Source organism: Pseudoxanthomonas wuyuanensis, from assembly GCF_900215535.1.
Taxonomy (GTDB): Bacteria; Pseudomonadota; Gammaproteobacteria; order Xanthomonadales; family Xanthomonadaceae; genus Pseudoxanthomonas_A; species Pseudoxanthomonas_A wuyuanensis.
On record NZ_OCND01000010.1, the window covers coordinates 19212 to 33970 of the forward strand.

Here is a 14759-nt window from a genome sequence, read left to right on the forward strand (position 1 = left end):
GTCGCTCCCGGCCGCTCCCGCGTTGCCCTGGTGGGGTTTTCAACGGATTCCGGCCGGCACCGGACCGGCGGCAAACGCGTTACGCTGTCGACCATCGCCTCCCCAATCTTCGCCTTCCGTCGCAGCCCATGCCTTCCCTGATCCTGCTGATGATTGCCGGCGCCGCCATGTTCGCCTACTGGAACGCCGCGCGCGCCGCCGCCGAACGCGCCGAAAAGCTGGGCCGCGATGCCTGCAAGGCCGCCGACGTGCTGTGGCTGGACCAGACCGTGCATGCCCACGGCCTGCGCGTGCGCCGTGGTGAGGACGGCAAGCTGGGCTTCGAGCGTTCGTTCCGCTTCGAATATTCCTATGACGGCATCGACCGCCATATCGGCCGGCTGGTGCTGCGCGGCGAGCAACTGGTGTCGTTCATCGGGCCGGTGCGACCGAGCGTGGCGCCGTTGGAACGCTAAAGCCGAAAAGGGCCGCCGCCGCTTTGGAGATTGTGAGGTGGGGATTGTAGGAGCGACGTAAGTCGCGACAGTTCCAAGTTCTCGCGACTTGCGTCGCTCCCGCACCCGACACCAAGAATCGGCTACTTCACCACGCGCAGATGTGGGCGTTTTCCCGCCGGCGGCGTGTCTTCCGGCGTTGGCGCGTCCGGCGGCGGCAGATCGTCGTCGTCCTGGCCATGGCCCGGGCTGTCGCGGCCAATCTCCTCCGGCAACGCCATGCCCTGCCCGGTTTCGCGCGCGTAGATGGCCAGTACCGCCGAAATCGGCACCATCACCGGATAGCTGACGCCACCGAAACGGGCGGTGAAGCTGACCGCCTCGTTGTCTATCTGCAGGCGCACCACCGCGCGCTCGGCGATATTCAACACCACCTTGCCTTCCTTGATCGCGCTGGCAGGCACCTGCACGCCGGCCTGGGTCGCATCGACCAGCAGGTGCGGGGTCATGCCGTTGTCGGCGATCCATTCGGCCAGCGCCCGCAGCAGGTACGGGCGGTGGCTGGTCATGGAGGGCGTGGATTCAGTCATGCGTGCAGTTTAGCCGTTGAAGCAGCAACGAGTGAGTACGTGCGGCTGTTGCCTTTACTCGTTCCTCTTCACTCGTTTCTTCCTCCCCCCTACACCGGAAGTTCCCGCAGCTTCTTCTCCGCGTCGGTCAGGCTGCGGACGAAACCGGGGTTGCGGAAAATGCGATTGCCGTAGTCCTCGATGACCTTGCCGTCCTTGGGCAGCGCCACGTCCAGCGACGGCAGCCGCCAGATGATCGGCGCCATCGCGCAATCGGCCAGGCTCATTTCCGGATTGAGGAAGAACTTGCTGGCCTTGAACAGCGGCACCGATGCGGTCAGCAGTTCCTTCAGGCGCTTGCGGCCGGACTCGGCCTGCTGCTTGTTGCCCAGTTGGATGGCCTGCACCTGCGGCACCCAATCGTGCTCGATGCGCAGCATGGCCAGACGCAGGCGCGCACGCGAAAGCGGATCCACCGGCATCAGCGGCGGATGCGGATAGCGTTCGTCCAGGTATTCGCTGACCACCGAAGCGGCGTACAGGACCAGATCCCGCTCCACCAGGGTGGGCACGGAATGGTAGGGATTCAGATCGATCAGATCTTCGGGCGGATTCTGCGGATCCACCGCGACCAGGTCGTAGCTGACCCCTTTGGCCGCCAGCACCAGCCGCACGCGGTGGCACAGCACATCGTCGGTGGAGGAAAACAGCGTCAGTGTATTGCGCATACGTGGACTCGCAGCCATCAAGGCTCTCCGACGATCGGAATCCGCCGATCGCACCAGCGCCGCCAGCCCCTTGCTGACGGTCGCCACGGCCCTCGAGTGTGCAACCCCTTCAGGAAAAAGCCAAGCCATCCCCGCATCAGGCTTTCCTGCCCGCATCCCCCGGCGCAACCAGCCGCCGGTCCGATGCGGAGGAATTCACATCAATGCACGTCTTTCCAGTATTCCTGCTTGAGCAGATAGGCCAGGAAAGTCAGCGCCACCAGGAACAGGATCACCCAGACGCCCATGCTCTGGCGCTTGAGCGCCGCCGGTTCGCTGGCGTACTCGAGGAAGTTGGTGATGTCGCGTACCGCCTGATCGAACTCCGCCGCGCTCAGGCGGCCGGGCTGGGTGATCTTCAGCCCCTTGACCGGCCGCTCGCCCGCTTCGTCGGCTTCGCCGAACTCGGCATGCTGCAGGCCCTGCAGCTCCCACAGCGGATTGGGCATCGACACGTTCGGGAACAACTGGTTGTTCCAGCCCAGCGGACGGGTTTCGTCCAGGTAGAACGACTTCAGGTAGGTGTAGATCCAGTCCGAGTCGCCCAGCTTGGTGCGCGTGATCAGCGACAGGTCCGGCGGCATCTTGCCGAAGAACGCGTTGCCGTCGTCGGTCTTCATCGAGACCTGGATGTGCTCGCCGAACTTGGCGCCGGTGAAGTTGAGGTTGTTCATCACCTCGTCTTCGGTCAGGCCCAGATCCTCGGCCATCCGCGAATAGCGCAGGTACTTCAGCGAATGGCAGCCGGAGCAGTAGTTCATGTACAGCTGCGCGCCGCGCTGCAGCGATGCCTTGTCGTACAGGTCGTTGCCGGCCTGCTGCAGGGCAGCGCCAGGCTCGGCCGCCAGCGCGGAAAAGGAAATCAACAGCCCGCTGGCGAAAACGGCGAGGCGGGAGGCGAAAGTCTTAGTCATGCGTCGTCACCCGTTCCGGCACCGGCTTGGTCTTGTCCAGCTTTGTCCACAGCGGCATGGTGATGAAGAAAGCGAAGTAGAGGAAGGTCAGCACGCGGCCGATGATGGTCTCGACCGGGTCGGTGCCCGGGCCGGCGCCGATCTTGCCCAGCCAGACGAAGCAGATGGCCAGCACGCCCAGCGCCACCTTGCTCATCCAGCCGCGGTAGCGCACCGAGCGCACCTTGGCGCGATCCAGCCACGGCACCAGGAACAGCACCGCGATCGCCGCGAACATCACGATCACGCCGCCCAGCTTGTCCGGCACCACCCGCAGCATCGCGTAGTACGGGGTGTAGTACCAGACCGGCTTGATGTGCGCCGGCGTGACCAGGCGATTGGCCTCGATGAAATTGTCGTGCTCCAGGAACCAGCCGCCGAAGCTCGGCGCGAAGAAGATGACGAAGGCCGCGATGATCAGCAGGAAGCCCACCCCGACCAGATCCTTGACCGTGTAGTACGGGTGGAACGGAATCCCGTCGGCCGGCTTGGAAGCGTCCCAGCGGTTGCCCTTGGGACCGTATTTGATATCGACGCCGTCAGGGTTGTTGGAGCCGACCTCGTGCAGCGCACCCAGGTGCAGCACCACCAGCAGCAACAGCACCAGCGGCAGCGCGATCACATGCAGGGCGAAGAAGCGGTTGATGGTGGCATCGCCGGGCAGGTAGTCGCCCATGATCCATTCGGTCAGGCCGTTGCCGATGACCGGAATCGCGCCGAACAGCGAGATGATGACCTTGGCGCCCCAGAACGACATCTGGCCCCACGGCAGCACGTAGCCCATGAAGGCTTCGGCCATCAGCACCAGGTAGATCAGCATGCCCAGGATCCACACCAGCTCGCGCGGCTTCTGGTAGCTGCCGTACATCAGCCCGCGGAACATGTGCAGGTAGACCACGATGAAGAACAGCGAGGCGCCGGTGCTGTGCATGTAGCGGATCAGCCAGCCCCACTCCACGTCGCGCATGATGTACTCGACCGACGAGAACGCTTCGGCCGCAGACGGCTTGAAGTGCATCGTCAGGAAGATGCCGGTGACGATCTGGTTGACCAGCACCAGCAGCGCCAGCGAACCCATGTAGTACCAGAAGTTGAAGTTCTTCGGCGCGTAGTACTCGGTCATGTGCTTGCGGTACACCGGCATCATGCCGGGCGCGCGCGCGTTGACCCAATCCCAGACGCCGTTGGCGGTACGGGTAATGATGTTGGACATGGCTTACGCGGCTCCCTGGGGATCGAGGCCGATCACGATGGTCGTGTCGTTTTCGTAGTAGTGCGGCGGCACCACCAGGTTGGTCGGCGCCGGGACGCCCTGGAACACGCGGCCGGCCATGTCGAAGCGCGACTTGTGGCAAGGGCAGAAATAACCGCCCTTCCAGTTGGGGTCGTACGGCTCGGGCTTGATTTCGGCGGCCATTTCCGGCGAACAGCCCAGATGCGTGCACAGGCCGACCAGCACCGAGATTTCCGGCTTGATCGAGCGCAGCTCGCCGGTGATGTAGGCCGGCTGCTGTTCGGTGTTCTTGGACTCGGGATCGCGCAGGTTGGCGTCCAGCGTGGGCAGCGCGTCCAGCACCGCCTTGGAACGCTTGACGATCCAGATCGGCTGTCCGCGCCACTCCAGAATCAGCCGTTGGCCTTCCTGCAGGCCGGTGATGTCGGCGGTCACGGGAGCGCCGGCCAGCTTGGCCCGCGCGCTCGGGTTCCACGACTTGATAAACGGAACAGCTGCAAACCCGGCTCCCACCGCACCGACCACAGCCGTGGTCGCGGTCAGGAACCGGCGTCGGCCCGTATTCACAGGCTCATTGACCCCATCGTTGGCCATCCGGCACTCCGAAACATTCAAAATAGGTAGCGTAAGGCTGCCGTGACCCGCACCAAACCGCCGGCACGGGCCGCAAAGACGACAAAGTGTAACGGAAGCCTTAATCGGCCGACAACGGCAGGCGCAAAATCAAGCACTTGCAAAGAGGCAGCGGCCCTCAGCCGCGCTGCCCTGCGTCATCGCTCAACGCGCGGCGACGGCACCGCGGTAGCGTTCGGCCAGCACCGCCACCCGCTCGACATAGCGCTGGGTTTCCTTGTACGGGGGCACGCCGCCGTGGCGGTCCACCGCACCTTCGCCGGCGTTGTAGCCGGCCGCGGCCAGGGTCAGATTGCCGTTGAAGCGCTTCAGCAACCAGGCCAGGTATTGCACGCCACCGCGGATGTTCTGGCTGGCGTCGTAGGCATCGGTGACGCCGAAACGGCGCGCAGTGGGCGGCATCAGCTGCATCAGGCCCTGCGCGCCGGCATGCGACAGCGCCATCGGGTTATAGGACGATTCGGCATGCATGATCGCGCGGATAACCGCTTCTTCGACGCCGAACTCCCGCGATGCGGCAGCGATTTCGGCCTGGTAGGCCGAGGTGTTCAGGCGCAGCGTGCCGAAATTGACGCCAGGATTGCCGCAGGCGAAGCAGGTTTCGATGAAGCTGTAGCGGATCGTCTTCAGGCTGGCGACCTGGGTGCCGCCTTGCGGCTTGGCGCTGGTGTAGTGGCGTACGCCGTCCTTGATGTACGAATACACCTGCCCGCTGACGACACGGCGGGTACCGGTCGAGGCAGCCGGAGTGGCCGGCCGGGGCGTCGCCGATGACGCGCCGGCTGAGACGGACCCGGCGACGGTGGCGACCGCGCCGGCTGCGTTGCCTGGCGTGGTCGGCGGGACCGCCGGTGTGGACGGCGCGCTGGCTGGCCGGGACACGCTGGACACCGCAGCGGCGTTCTGCCGGCCCGGGGCATAGCGGCTGACGACTTCGCAATTGGCCCCGCTGACCCGCTTGCTGACGTAGTTGGGAATGCCATCGCCGCCGGTGCACTTGTACAGCGTGCCCGCACCGGCAGGCAGCGCGGCACTTGCGGCCAGCATCCCCAATAGCAGCATCCCCCTCATGCGGCGCAGTGTCCCCAATTCATGCCAGCTTGCCAAGTCCTTGTCCAAGAAAGGAATCTCCAATTCTGTGCGGCCAGTCCGGGATCCGGACATCCGCCGGCAGTGGCCAGCGGACACGGCGCCTGTGACGGCCTTACCTGGGTTTACGGCAAAGGCGGGCGAAACCGGCCCTGTCCCGTCGTTCTGCCGGCCCATCCCGCGTAAACTACGCGCCCTGCCCGCCAACCCGCCTGGAATAACCACCATGCCCGGGACGCCCGCCCCCGCAATGCCGACCACGGCCGGTTCCGCCGTGACCGCCCCCGAACTGCTGCCGCTGCCCGGCGCCAGACCGGCGCCGCCCGATGGCGCGCCTGTCCGGGGAAAGCCAAGTGCAGGCTTGCCTGCGCGGGGCAAGCTCTTTATCAAGACCCACGGCTGCCAGATGAACGAGTACGACTCGGCCAAGATGGCCGATGTGCTGGCCGCAGCCGAGGGATTGGATCTGACCGACAACCCCGAGGAAGCGGACGTGGTGCTGGTCAACACCTGCTCCATCCGCGAGAAGGCGCAGGAAAAGGTGTTCAGCCAGCTTGGCCGCTGGCGCCTGCTCCAGGAGAGCCGGCTGAAAGCCGGCGGCAAGCCGGTCATCATCGGCGTCGGCGGCTGCGTCGCCTCGCAGGAGGGAGCGGCCATCGTCAAGCGCGCACCCTACGTGGACCTGGTGTTCGGCCCGCAGACCCTGCACCGGCTGCCGGAGCTGATCCGCGAGCGCCGCGCCAGCGGCCAGCCGCAGGTGGACATCAGCTTCCCCGAGATCGAGAAGTTCGACCGCCTGCCGGAGCCGCGCGCCGAGGGCCCCAGCGCATTCGTCTCGATCATGGAAGGCTGTTCCAAGTACTGCAGCTTCTGCGTGGTGCCCTACACCCGCGGCGAAGAAGTCAGCCGCCCGTTCGAGGACGTACTGGTGGAAGTGGCGCAACTGGCCGCGCAGGGCGTGCGCGAGGTCAACCTGCTGGGCCAGAACGTCAACGCCTACCGCGGGCCCTATGGCGATGGAGAAGTCGCCGACCTGGGCCTGCTGATCCGGGCCATCGCCGAGATCGACGGCATCGGCCGCATCCGCTTCACCACCTCGCATCCGCTGGAATTCTCCGACTCGCTGATCGAGGCCTACCGCGACGTGCCACAACTGGCCAACTACCTTCATCTGCCGGTGCAGGCCGGCAGCGACCGCATCCTCAGCGCAATGAAGCGTGGCTATACCGCGCTTGAGTTCAAGTCCAAGATCCGCAAGCTGCGCGCGGTGCGGCCGGACATCTCCATCTCGTCGGACTTCATCGTCGGTTTTCCTGGCGAAACCGATGCCGACTTCGACAAGACGATGAAGCTGATCGAGGATGTCGGCTTCGACCAGAGCTTCTCCTTCATCTATTCGCGCCGCCCAGGCACTCCCGCTGCGGATCTGGAAGACGACACCCCCGATGCGGTCAAGCACGCGCGGCTGGAACGGCTGCAGGCGCATATCAATGCGCACTCGGCAAAGATTTCCGCGGCCATGGTCGGCAGCGTGCAGTCAGTGCTGGTCGAGCGCCCTTCCAAGAAGAACCCGAATGAGTTGACCGGCAAGACCGAGAACATGCGCTCGGTGAACTTCCCCGGCCACCCGCGGATGATCGGCCAGTTCGTCGATGTCGTGATAACCGAAGCGCTGACCAATTCGCTGCGCGGCCGAGTCAAGAACGAGTAACGAGTGGAAAGAAACGAGAAACGAGAGAAAGGCGGCTCAATCCCGGCACTCGTTCCTCGTTTCTCTTCACCCGTTACTCGCTCTTTCAATCCAACCGCTTGCGGAAGCGCGAGATCGCCAACGTCATCATCGCCACGGTGAACGCCAACAGGGCCAGCACATCGACCCAGAGTTCCCACAGGCTGGCACCGCGCAGCATCACGCCGCGGATCAGGCGCAGGAAATGGGTCAACGGCAGCACTTCGGCCAGCCATTGCACCGGCCTGGGCATGCCGGCGAACGGGAACATGAAACCCGACAGCAGGATCGACGGCAGGAAGATGAAGAACGTCATCTGCATGGCCTGAAACTGCGACTGCGCGCGGGTGGAGATCAACAGACCCAGGGTCAGGTTGGCGACGATCAGCAGCATCGCCGCGATATAGACGTGCAATACGCTGCCGTTGAGCGGCACCTGGAACAGCCATAGTCCCAGCGCCAGCACCACGCTGGTCTGGACAAGGCCGATGGCGACATACGGCAGCACCTTGCCGATCATCAGTTCGGCGCTGCTGACCGGGGTGGCGATCAGCAATTCCATGTTGCCGCGTTCGCGCTCGCGCACGATCGCCACGCCGGTGAACAGCACCATCGTCATGGTCAGGATCACGCCAATCAGGCCGGGCACGATGTTGACCGCCGAACGGCGCTCCGGGTTGTAGAACGCGACCACGCTGATCGCCCGTTCGATCGCGGGTCCCGTGCGGACTGGGGCATCCAGCGGCATCTGCGCCAGTTGCGCAGCGGCGCTCTGCACCGCATTGTCGCTGCCGTCGACCAGAATCTGCACGCGTTCGCGGCCTTCTATGCGGCGGCGTTCGAAATCCGGCGGAATCACGATGCCGATGCTGATCTCGCCGCGCCGCATCGCTTCCATCAGCTGCTGCGGTGTCTCGGCCGCCAGCGTGGGCGTGACCACGGTGGTGGCGACGATATCCATCACCAGCGCGCGCGAGCCGGCGGTGTTGGCCTGGTCCGCGATCCCGGCGGTCAGATCGCGCAGGTTGGTGTTGATGGCGTAGCCGAACAGCAGCAGCTGCATCACCGGAATGGCGACGATCATCGCCAGGGTGATGCGGTCGCGGCGCATCTGCCGCAGTTCCTTGACCATCACCGCCTGCAGGCGCCGCCAGTTCATGCCGCCGCCTCGCGCGCGGGCTGGCCGCGAGTGGCGGCGACGAACACGTCTTCCAGGTTCGGCTGCGACGGCGTTACTTCGGCGGCCACGCCGGCCTGCCTGAGCGTGGCTTCGACGCCGGCCTGATCGCCGCCGTCCTGGTCCAACAGCACGCGCAGTGTATTGCCGATCTGCGCCACGCTGATGACCCCGGGCGCCCCCAGCAACGCCTTCTGCGCCTGCCGCGGTTGCGCGGCGTCCACCGTCAGGCTGCGTCCGGCCAGTTCGCCGGTCAGCGCGTCCGGGGTGCCATCGGCCACCAGCACGCCGCGGTCGAGAATGGCGATGCGGTGGCAACGCTCGGCTTCATCCATGTAGTGGGTCGAGACCAGAATGGTGGTGCCGGCATCGGCCAGTTCGAACAGTTTCTCCCAGAAATCGCGCCGCGATTCCGGATCCACCGCGCTGGTGGGCTCGTCCAGAAACAGCAGCTCGGGCTGGTGGATGACCGCGCCGGCCAGCGCCAGGCGCTGCTTCTGTCCGCCGCTCATCGTGCCGGCCAGCTGTTTCTGCCGGTCCTGGAAGTGGTATTGCTGCAGCAGTTCGTCGATCCGCTGCGCGGCCGCGCGTTTGGACAGGTTCTGCACCGCGGCCAGGAATTCCAGATTCTCGCGCACGCTCAAATCCTCGAACAGCGAGAACTTCTGGGTCATGTAGCCGATGCGGGTACGCAACTGCTCGGCCTGCTGCGGAATGCGCAGGCCCAGCACTTCGATGTCACCGGCGCTGGGGGTCAGCAATCCGCACAGCATGCGGATGGTGGTCGACTTGCCGGAACCGTTGGGGCCCAGGAAGCCATACACATGCTGGCGCGGCACCTGCAGTTCGACATTGTCGACCGCGACCAGATTGCCGAAGCGCTTGGTCAGGCCATGCGCGCGGATGGCGACGTCGGCGGCGTTCTCATTCACGTTCTGCCGCCTTGTCGAATTCCACCCGCACCGGAAACCCCGCCGGCAGATCGGCCGCCTCCGCACCCAGGCTGACTTCGGCCAGGTAACTCAGCCGGGCCGCATCCTTGCCGGTCAGCGCGTAGTAGGGAGTGAAGCCGGGTTCGCTGCGGATCATGCGTATGCGCCCGGGATAAGGCCGCTCGCGCCCGTCCACATGCACCTGCACCGCATCGCCGACCTGGACGCCGGCGCGCAGCGGTTCGGGTACGTAGATGCGCGCATACGGCGCCTCGCCAACCAGCAGTATCGCCAGCGGCGCCCCGACCGGTGCCTGGTCGCCCAGTTTGTACGGCAGGCTGTCGACGCGGCCGGCGCGCGGCGCCACCACGTTGAGTTTCTCCAGCGTCACCGTCTGCACGTCCGCCTGCGCCTGCGCGGCGGCCAGCGCCGATTCTCCCTGCGCGATCTGTTCGCTACGGGTGCCGCGCTGCAGTTCCAGCAAGGCTTGCTGGGCGGCACGGACCTGCGCTTCGGCGTTGCCGGCGGCGGCGCGGGCGCGGTCGACCTCGGCCGCCGCCACCAGTTGCTGCCGGCCCAGCGGCTGCAGCCGCGCGTAATAGGCGCGCGCATCGCTTGCCTGCGCCTGCACCGCCGCCAGGTTGGCGCGCGCCTGCGCAATGGCCTCGCTGCGCGGCCCGGCCTGCAGCTCGTCCAGCATCGCGCGGGTCTGCTGGGCTTGCGCCTGGGCGGCGGCCAGTTGCGACCGGGTGCGGGTCAGTTCCAACTGCAGCAGCGGCGCGCCGGCCTCGACCCGCTGCCCTTCGCGCACGTCGATGCGGACGATTTTTTCCGCCACCGGCGCCGGCAGGCTGACCCGGTCCCATTCCAGCGTACCCAGCGCCTGCGGCGCGGACGGCCGGCAGCCGGCTGCCAGCAATGCCGCCATCACGGCAGCGGCGATGCGAATCTTGTTATTGCCCATTTTCCAGCTCCAGTCCGCGGTCCAGCAACACCAGCGTGTGCCGGCGCAACGCATCGAAATCGACTTCCTGCGCACCGAACAGCGCGCGCCAGATCGGTGCGCTGGCCAGCGGGAAGAACGTCAGCCCGACCAGCGAGACCATCAGCAACCGCGGGTCCAGATCCGGGTTGAGCTTGCCGTGCCGCTGCGCCTCGGCGAAGCGTGCGGCCATCATCTTCGGCACCAGCGGGCCGACCTGGTGCAGCAGCACATCGCGCAGTGCGCCGCCCTCGCACAGCACTTCGCGCACCCATAGCGCCGGCAACCACGGGTGACGCGCGACGATGCCGCCGACGCCGTGCACGAAGCCCGCCACCAGCGCCGCGACATCGTCGCCCGCCTGCGCCAGCGGCTCGCGCAGTTGCACGATGACCGGCAGCAGCTTTTCCGCCACCACCGCCTGCTGCAATTGCGCCTTGTCGCCGAAGTAGTAATGCACCAGCGCCGGCGTCACCTTTGCCTCGGCGGCGATGTCGCGCAGCGACGTGGCGGCGATGCCCTGGCGGGCGAAGCAGGCCAGGGCCGCATCAAGCAACTGCGCGCGCAGGTCGGCGACGTCGGCCGTTGGCCTGCGGCCGCGGGTACGCCGGGATTCCGCCGCCGGTTGGCCGGCGCGCGCGGACTTGGCTTTTTTTGGGGGGCGGGGATTCGACATGGCTCTATTTAAATTTATAATTAATTGAATTGCAAGCCCGGCCGGCCGCGGCGTCCCGGCTGGCCGTTTGCGGGCCGGCGCGCTACCCTTGCCGGCCCCTGTTCATTGCGCTTCCAGGACGGCCGCCATCCCCCAGGACGCCCCCAGCTTGTGGGTTTTCGTGCTCGAAGCCCGGCCGCTGCCGGAAACGGCGGAGTTCGCCGAGTTCGGCGGCGCCTTCGTGCTGTGCTACCAGATGCCCGGGCTGGCCGAAGACCCGATCCGCCACGCCAGCGAGTTCCTGCGCCAGGCCGGCTGGCAGGTCGTCGGCGTGCAGGAGGAACCGGCCCGGATCGGCCGCGAAGAAGCGCCGGAACCGGAGCATTTCGACCAGGCCCTGATCGACGATGAAGCCTACGTCTTCCACCAGTGGCGGGTGGAAGACAACGACGACGAAACCCGACATTGAAGACCGCAACATGACTGCCCTCAGCCGACGCGAATTCACCCTGGACCCGGACGATGCCGAGCGGCTGGCCAACCTGAGCGGGCCGTTCGATGCGCACCTGCGCCAGATCGAACTGCGGCTGGGCGTGGAAATCGCCAACCGCGGCAGCGTGTTCCGGGTCAGCGGACCGCAAAAGGCCGCGCTGGCCACGGAAAAGCTGTTGCGTGCGCTGTACGCCGAAGCTGCCGACACCACCTTCGACGACTCCGCCATCCATCTGCGGCTGAACCAGGCCAATGTCGACCACATCGCCACCGGCGGCTTCGAGCCGCAGGAAGTGGCCATCAAGGTCAAACGCGGCACCGTGCGCGGGCGCGGCCCCAACCAGGCCGGCTACCTGCACGCCATCGCCACCCACGACATCAATTTCGGCATCGGCCCGGCCGGCACCGGCAAGACCTTCCTGGCCGTGGCCAGCGCGGTCGAGGCGCTGAACGAATCGCGCGTGCAGCGGCTGGTGCTGGTGCGCCCGGCGGTGGAAGCCGGCGAGAAGCTCGGCTTCCTGCCCGGCGATCTGAGCCAGAAGGTCGACCCCTATCTGCGCCCGCTGTACGACGCGCTCTACGAAATGCTGGGCGTGGAGAAGGTGATCAAGCTGCTGGAAAAGAACGTGATCGAAATCGCGCCGCTGGCCTACATGCGCGGACGCACGCTTAACGACGCCTTCGTCATTCTTGACGAGGCCCAGAACACCAGCATCGAGCAGATGAAGATGTTCCTGACCCGGATAGGCTACGGCAGCACCGCCGTGGTCACCGGCGACATGACCCAGATCGACCTGCCCCGCCACCAGAAGTCCGGCCTGAAGGATGCGCTGGAGGTGCTGCGCGGCGTGGAAGGAATTTCCTTTACCTTCTTCACCAGCCGCGATGTGGTGCGGCACCCGCTGGTGGCGCGCATCGTCCAGGCTTACGATGCCCGCGACGACAAGGACGCGCAAACCGGGCCGGCCGCATGACAGCGAAACCAGCGCCGGGGAACGAGGAACGAAAGATGCAAGCCGTCGCCGCCCGACCTACACTCGTCCCTCATTCCTCCCCGCTCGTGTCTGCCTTCCCATGACCCAGGGCCCCGTCCACCTCGAAGTCTCCGTCAGCTACGCGCTGCCGCGCGCGGGCATTCCGTCGGCGGTGAGTTTCCGCCGCTGGGTGGCGGCGGCCTTGAACGGCCGCATCCGCGAAGCCGATCTGGCCATCCGCATCGTCGACAGCAAGGAAGGCCGTGCGCTCAACCGCCATTACCGCGGCAAGGACTACGCCACCAACGTGCTGAGTTTCCCGGCCGAGATGGCCGATGGCGTCAAGCTGCCCAAGGGCGTGAAGATGCCGCTGCTGGGCGATCTGGTCATCTGCGCGCCGGTGGTGGCGCGCGAAGCCAAGGAACAGAAAAAACCGCTGGCCGCCCATTACGCGCACCTGACCGTGCACGGCGCCCTGCACCTGCTTGGCTGGAACCACGAAGACGACAAGGAAGCCGAGTGCATGGAGCAACTTGAACGCGAAATCCTGGCCGAACTGGGCATTGCCGACCCCTACGCCGACGAGTGACCGTATGCCGCGAACGATTTTTGCTGCGCTGCTGGCAGCGCTGTTTCCACTGGGTGCGGCCGCGCAGGACGCCGAACCGTCGCCTTTCGACCCGCGCAGCGTCGATCTGCCGGCATTGATTGCCTGCCGCGACACGCCTGAAAACTTCATGGCCCTGGCCATCGCGCTGCAGGATCCGCTCAATGCGGTGTCGCTGGGCTGGCGGCCGCTGCCGCAGACCAACATGTTCCTGAGCGAATACGCGCTGACCGCGCCGATCGAGGTCTTCGGCCACCGCAGCGCCCATATCGCCTTTGCCGGTTCCAGCGTGATGGCGATCCTGGATCTGCCCGATCCGCGTCCGCTGGCGAAGGAGCTGGACCTGGAAACGGCCATCGACACGCCCGAGAAGGCGATGTTCGGCAAGGAGCTGGTGAGCGAGGAAATCCGCGACCCGACCAGCGGCCTGGTGCTGATCCGCTCACTGGTGCTCAACGTGTCCAATGTCACTTCGCACCCGGGCAAGACCCTGGTCGGCTGCACCTACAGCATTGATCCGGAAGAGGAAAACCTGGACGAACCGGAACCGCAAGCGGCCATCGAAGCGGAATAAAAGGACCGCAGCAAACGCCGAAACCGCTGCCTGAGCCTGCTAGACTTCATCCGTCGCCCGCGCCGCGGGTGCCTGCCTACCCGAAATGCCAGAAGACGACAGTACCTACGCGCCGGAACATCCGGAGAAGCATCCGGAAAAACGGCGCAGCTGGCTGGACCGCCTGAGTTCGGCCTTTTCCGGCGAACCTACCTCGCGCGACGAACTGATCGCGCTGCTGCGCGATGCGCAGAGCGACGGCCTGATCGCCAGCGACACCCTGCGGATGATGGAAGGGGCGATCGCCGTATCCGAATTGACCGTGGGCGATGTGATGATTCCGCGCGCGCAGATGGTGTCGTTGCCGGTGCAGGCGAAGTTCCTCGACCTGATGAAACAGGTGGTGGAATCGGGCCACTCGCGTTTTCCGGTACACGGCGACGACAAGGACGAGATCCTGGGTATCCTGCTGGCCAAGGACCTGCTGCGCGGCGTGGTCGCCGACAACGGCCCTGGCAGCATCCATGAGTTGCTGCGGCCGGCAGTGCTGATCCCCGAGTCGAAGAAGCTCAACGTGCTGCTGAAGGAATTCCGCCTTTCGCGCAACCACATGGCGATCGTGGTGGACGAATACGGCGGCGTCGCCGGACTGGTCACCATCGAGGACGTGCTGGAGCAGATCGTCGGCGAAATCGACGACGAGCACGACGAGGCCGAGGACGAGGCCAACCTGATCCTGGCCCAGGCCGATGGCCAGTACGTGGTCGATGCGCTGACGCCCATCGACGATTTCAACGAAACCTTCGGTGCGGATTTCCCGGATGACGAATACGACACCGTCGGCGGCCTGGTCACCGCCGCCATCGGCCACCTGCCGGAAACCGGCGAGGAACTCACCCTGGGTCGTTTCGCCTTCCGCGTGGCCAAGGCCGATGCGCGCAGGGTGCACGCGTTCCACGTTGGCGTGCTGTCCGATTAG

At 65.8% G+C, this 14759-nt stretch carries 17 protein-coding genes; 7 read left to right on the plus strand and 10 right to left on the minus strand.

Annotation, left to right across the window (positions count from 1 at the left end; translation table 11 throughout):
- Positions 1–128: 128 nt before the first annotated feature.
- Positions 129–455 (plus strand): DUF3301 domain-containing protein, encoded by a 327-nt coding sequence (locus tag CRO39_RS16970; RefSeq protein WP_097123160.1) that lies wholly within the window; start codon positions 129–131, stop codon positions 453–455.
- A 122-nt stretch (positions 456–577) separates the two neighbouring features.
- Here the strand turns inward: CRO39_RS16970 and CRO39_RS16975 are convergent, their stop codons facing one another.
- The 6 genes from CRO39_RS16975 to CRO39_RS17000 all read right to left on the minus strand — a co-directional run bounded on the left by CRO39_RS16975 (position 578) and on the right by CRO39_RS17000 (position 5661).
- Positions 578–1024: a ClpXP protease specificity-enhancing factor gene (locus CRO39_RS16975; protein ID WP_097123161.1), complete on the minus strand. Its 447-nt coding sequence runs from the start codon at positions 1022–1024 to the stop codon at positions 578–580.
- A gap of 89 nt (positions 1025–1113) precedes the next feature.
- Positions 1114–1749 carry a glutathione S-transferase N-terminal domain-containing protein gene (locus CRO39_RS16980; RefSeq protein WP_097123162.1) on the minus strand — a complete coding sequence of 212 codons (636 nt, stop codon included), beginning with the start codon at positions 1747–1749 and terminating at the stop codon, positions 1114–1116.
- Between the two features lie 182 nt (positions 1750–1931).
- Complete coding sequence (locus CRO39_RS16985; protein WP_097123163.1) at positions 1932–2684, minus strand: cytochrome c1; 753 nt, start codon at positions 2682–2684, stop codon at positions 1932–1934.
- A complete protein-coding gene (locus CRO39_RS16990) occupies positions 2677–3936 on the minus strand; it encodes a cytochrome b (protein WP_097123164.1) in 1260 nt (419 codons plus the stop codon). The genes CRO39_RS16985 and CRO39_RS16990 overlap by 8 nt, the downstream gene beginning before the upstream one ends.
- Positions 3937–3939: 3 nt before the next feature.
- Positions 3940–4551, minus strand: coding sequence for a ubiquinol-cytochrome c reductase iron-sulfur subunit (gene petA / locus CRO39_RS16995; protein WP_097123165.1), 612 nt, complete (start codon positions 4549–4551; stop codon positions 3940–3942).
- Positions 4552–4734: 183 nt separating this feature from the next.
- On the minus strand, positions 4735–5661 hold the full coding sequence (locus CRO39_RS17000) for a lytic transglycosylase domain-containing protein (protein WP_097123268.1): 927 nt from the start codon (positions 5659–5661) through the stop codon (positions 4735–4737).
- 244 nt (positions 5662–5905) lie between these two features.
- On the opposite strand from CRO39_RS17000, the gene miaB reads away from it, so the two are divergent.
- A complete protein-coding gene (gene miaB / locus CRO39_RS17005; RefSeq protein ID WP_097123166.1) occupies positions 5906–7390 on the plus strand; it encodes a tRNA (N6-isopentenyl adenosine(37)-C2)-methylthiotransferase MiaB in 1485 nt (494 codons plus the stop codon).
- An 85-nt stretch (positions 7391–7475) separates the two neighbouring features.
- On the opposite strand, the gene CRO39_RS17010 is transcribed toward miaB, so the two are convergent.
- Genes CRO39_RS17010 through CRO39_RS17025 form a run of 4 tightly spaced genes read right to left on the minus strand, consistent with a single transcriptional unit; the run spans position 7476 to position 11175 of the window.
- Positions 7476–8567 (minus strand): ABC transporter permease, encoded by a 1092-nt coding sequence (locus CRO39_RS17010; protein WP_097123167.1) that lies wholly within the window; start codon positions 8565–8567, stop codon positions 7476–7478.
- Positions 8564–9490, minus strand: coding sequence for an ABC transporter ATP-binding protein (locus CRO39_RS17015; RefSeq protein ID WP_097123269.1), 927 nt, complete (start codon positions 9488–9490; stop codon positions 8564–8566). The genes CRO39_RS17010 and CRO39_RS17015 overlap by 4 nt, the downstream gene beginning before the upstream one ends.
- A gap of 19 nt (positions 9491–9509) precedes the next feature.
- Positions 9510–10481 (minus strand): HlyD family secretion protein, encoded by a 972-nt coding sequence (locus CRO39_RS17020; protein ID WP_097123168.1) that lies wholly within the window; start codon positions 10479–10481, stop codon positions 9510–9512.
- Positions 10471–11175, minus strand: coding sequence for a TetR/AcrR family transcriptional regulator (locus CRO39_RS17025; protein ID WP_097123169.1), 705 nt, complete (start codon positions 11173–11175; stop codon positions 10471–10473). Before CRO39_RS17025 ends, CRO39_RS17020 begins: the two co-directional genes overlap by 11 nt.
- 160 nt (positions 11176–11335) lie before the next feature.
- Here CRO39_RS17025 and CRO39_RS17030 point away from each other — a divergent pair, with 160 nt between their 5' ends.
- The 5 genes from CRO39_RS17030 to CRO39_RS17050 all read left to right on the plus strand — a co-directional run bounded on the left by CRO39_RS17030 (position 11336) and on the right by CRO39_RS17050 (position 14759).
- Positions 11336–11623, plus strand: coding sequence for a hypothetical protein (locus tag CRO39_RS17030; RefSeq protein WP_141400847.1), 288 nt, complete (start codon positions 11336–11338; stop codon positions 11621–11623).
- Positions 11624–11633: 10 nt separating this feature from the next.
- Positions 11634–12620: a PhoH family protein gene (locus CRO39_RS17035; RefSeq protein WP_097123171.1), complete on the plus strand. Its 987-nt coding sequence runs from the start codon at positions 11634–11636 to the stop codon at positions 12618–12620.
- Positions 12621–12720: 100 nt separating this feature from the next.
- Positions 12721–13209 carry an rRNA maturation RNase YbeY gene (gene ybeY, locus CRO39_RS17040; protein ID WP_097123172.1) on the plus strand — a complete coding sequence of 163 codons (489 nt, stop codon included), beginning with the start codon at positions 12721–12723 and terminating at the stop codon, positions 13207–13209.
- A gap of 4 nt (positions 13210–13213) precedes the next feature.
- Positions 13214–13801: a hypothetical protein gene (locus CRO39_RS17045; RefSeq protein ID WP_338015731.1), complete on the plus strand. Its 588-nt coding sequence runs from the start codon at positions 13214–13216 to the stop codon at positions 13799–13801.
- An 85-nt stretch (positions 13802–13886) separates the two neighbouring features.
- Positions 13887–14759: a CorC family transporter gene (locus CRO39_RS17050; RefSeq protein ID WP_097123173.1), complete on the plus strand. Its 873-nt coding sequence runs from the start codon at positions 13887–13889 to the stop codon at positions 14757–14759.

What these genes read in the sequence shown, in the direction of transcription:
- CRO39_RS16970 (WP_097123160.1), top strand. Translation starts at nt 129, where the DNA reads ATGCCTTCCCTGATCCTGCTGATGATTGCCGGCGCCGCCATGTTCGCC.
- CRO39_RS16975 (WP_097123161.1), bottom strand. Translation starts at nt 1,024, where the DNA reads ATGACTGAATCCACGCCCTCCATGACCAGCCACCGCCCGTACCTGCTG.
- CRO39_RS16980 (WP_097123162.1), bottom strand. Translation starts at nt 1,749, where the DNA reads ATGGCTGCGAGTCCACGTATGCGCAATACACTGACGCTGTTTTCCTCC.
- CRO39_RS16985 (WP_097123163.1), bottom strand. Translation starts at nt 2,684, where the DNA reads ATGACTAAGACTTTCGCCTCCCGCCTCGCCGTTTTCGCCAGCGGGCTG.
- CRO39_RS16990 (WP_097123164.1), bottom strand. Translation starts at nt 3,936, where the DNA reads ATGTCCAACATCATTACCCGTACCGCCAACGGCGTCTGGGATTGGGTC.
- petA (WP_097123165.1), bottom strand. Translation starts at nt 4,551, where the DNA reads ATGGCCAACGATGGGGTCAATGAGCCTGTGAATACGGGCCGACGCCGG.
- CRO39_RS17000 (WP_097123268.1), bottom strand. Translation starts at nt 5,661, where the DNA reads ATGAGGGGGATGCTGCTATTGGGGATGCTGGCCGCAAGTGCCGCGCTG.
- miaB (WP_097123166.1), top strand. Translation starts at nt 5,906, where the DNA reads ATGCCCGGGACGCCCGCCCCCGCAATGCCGACCACGGCCGGTTCCGCC.
- CRO39_RS17010 (WP_097123167.1), bottom strand. Translation starts at nt 8,567, where the DNA reads ATGAACTGGCGGCGCCTGCAGGCGGTGATGGTCAAGGAACTGCGGCAG.
- CRO39_RS17020 (WP_097123168.1), bottom strand. Translation starts at nt 10,481, where the DNA reads ATGGGCAATAACAAGATTCGCATCGCCGCTGCCGTGATGGCGGCATTG.
- CRO39_RS17025 (WP_097123169.1), bottom strand. Translation starts at nt 11,175, where the DNA reads ATGTCGAATCCCCGCCCCCCAAAAAAAGCCAAGTCCGCGCGCGCCGGC.
- CRO39_RS17035 (WP_097123171.1), top strand. Translation starts at nt 11,634, where the DNA reads ATGACTGCCCTCAGCCGACGCGAATTCACCCTGGACCCGGACGATGCC.
- ybeY (WP_097123172.1), top strand. Translation starts at nt 12,721, where the DNA reads ATGACCCAGGGCCCCGTCCACCTCGAAGTCTCCGTCAGCTACGCGCTG.
- CRO39_RS17045 (WP_338015731.1), top strand. Translation starts at nt 13,214, where the DNA reads ATGCCGCGAACGATTTTTGCTGCGCTGCTGGCAGCGCTGTTTCCACTG.
- CRO39_RS17050 (WP_097123173.1), top strand. Translation starts at nt 13,887, where the DNA reads ATGCCAGAAGACGACAGTACCTACGCGCCGGAACATCCGGAGAAGCAT.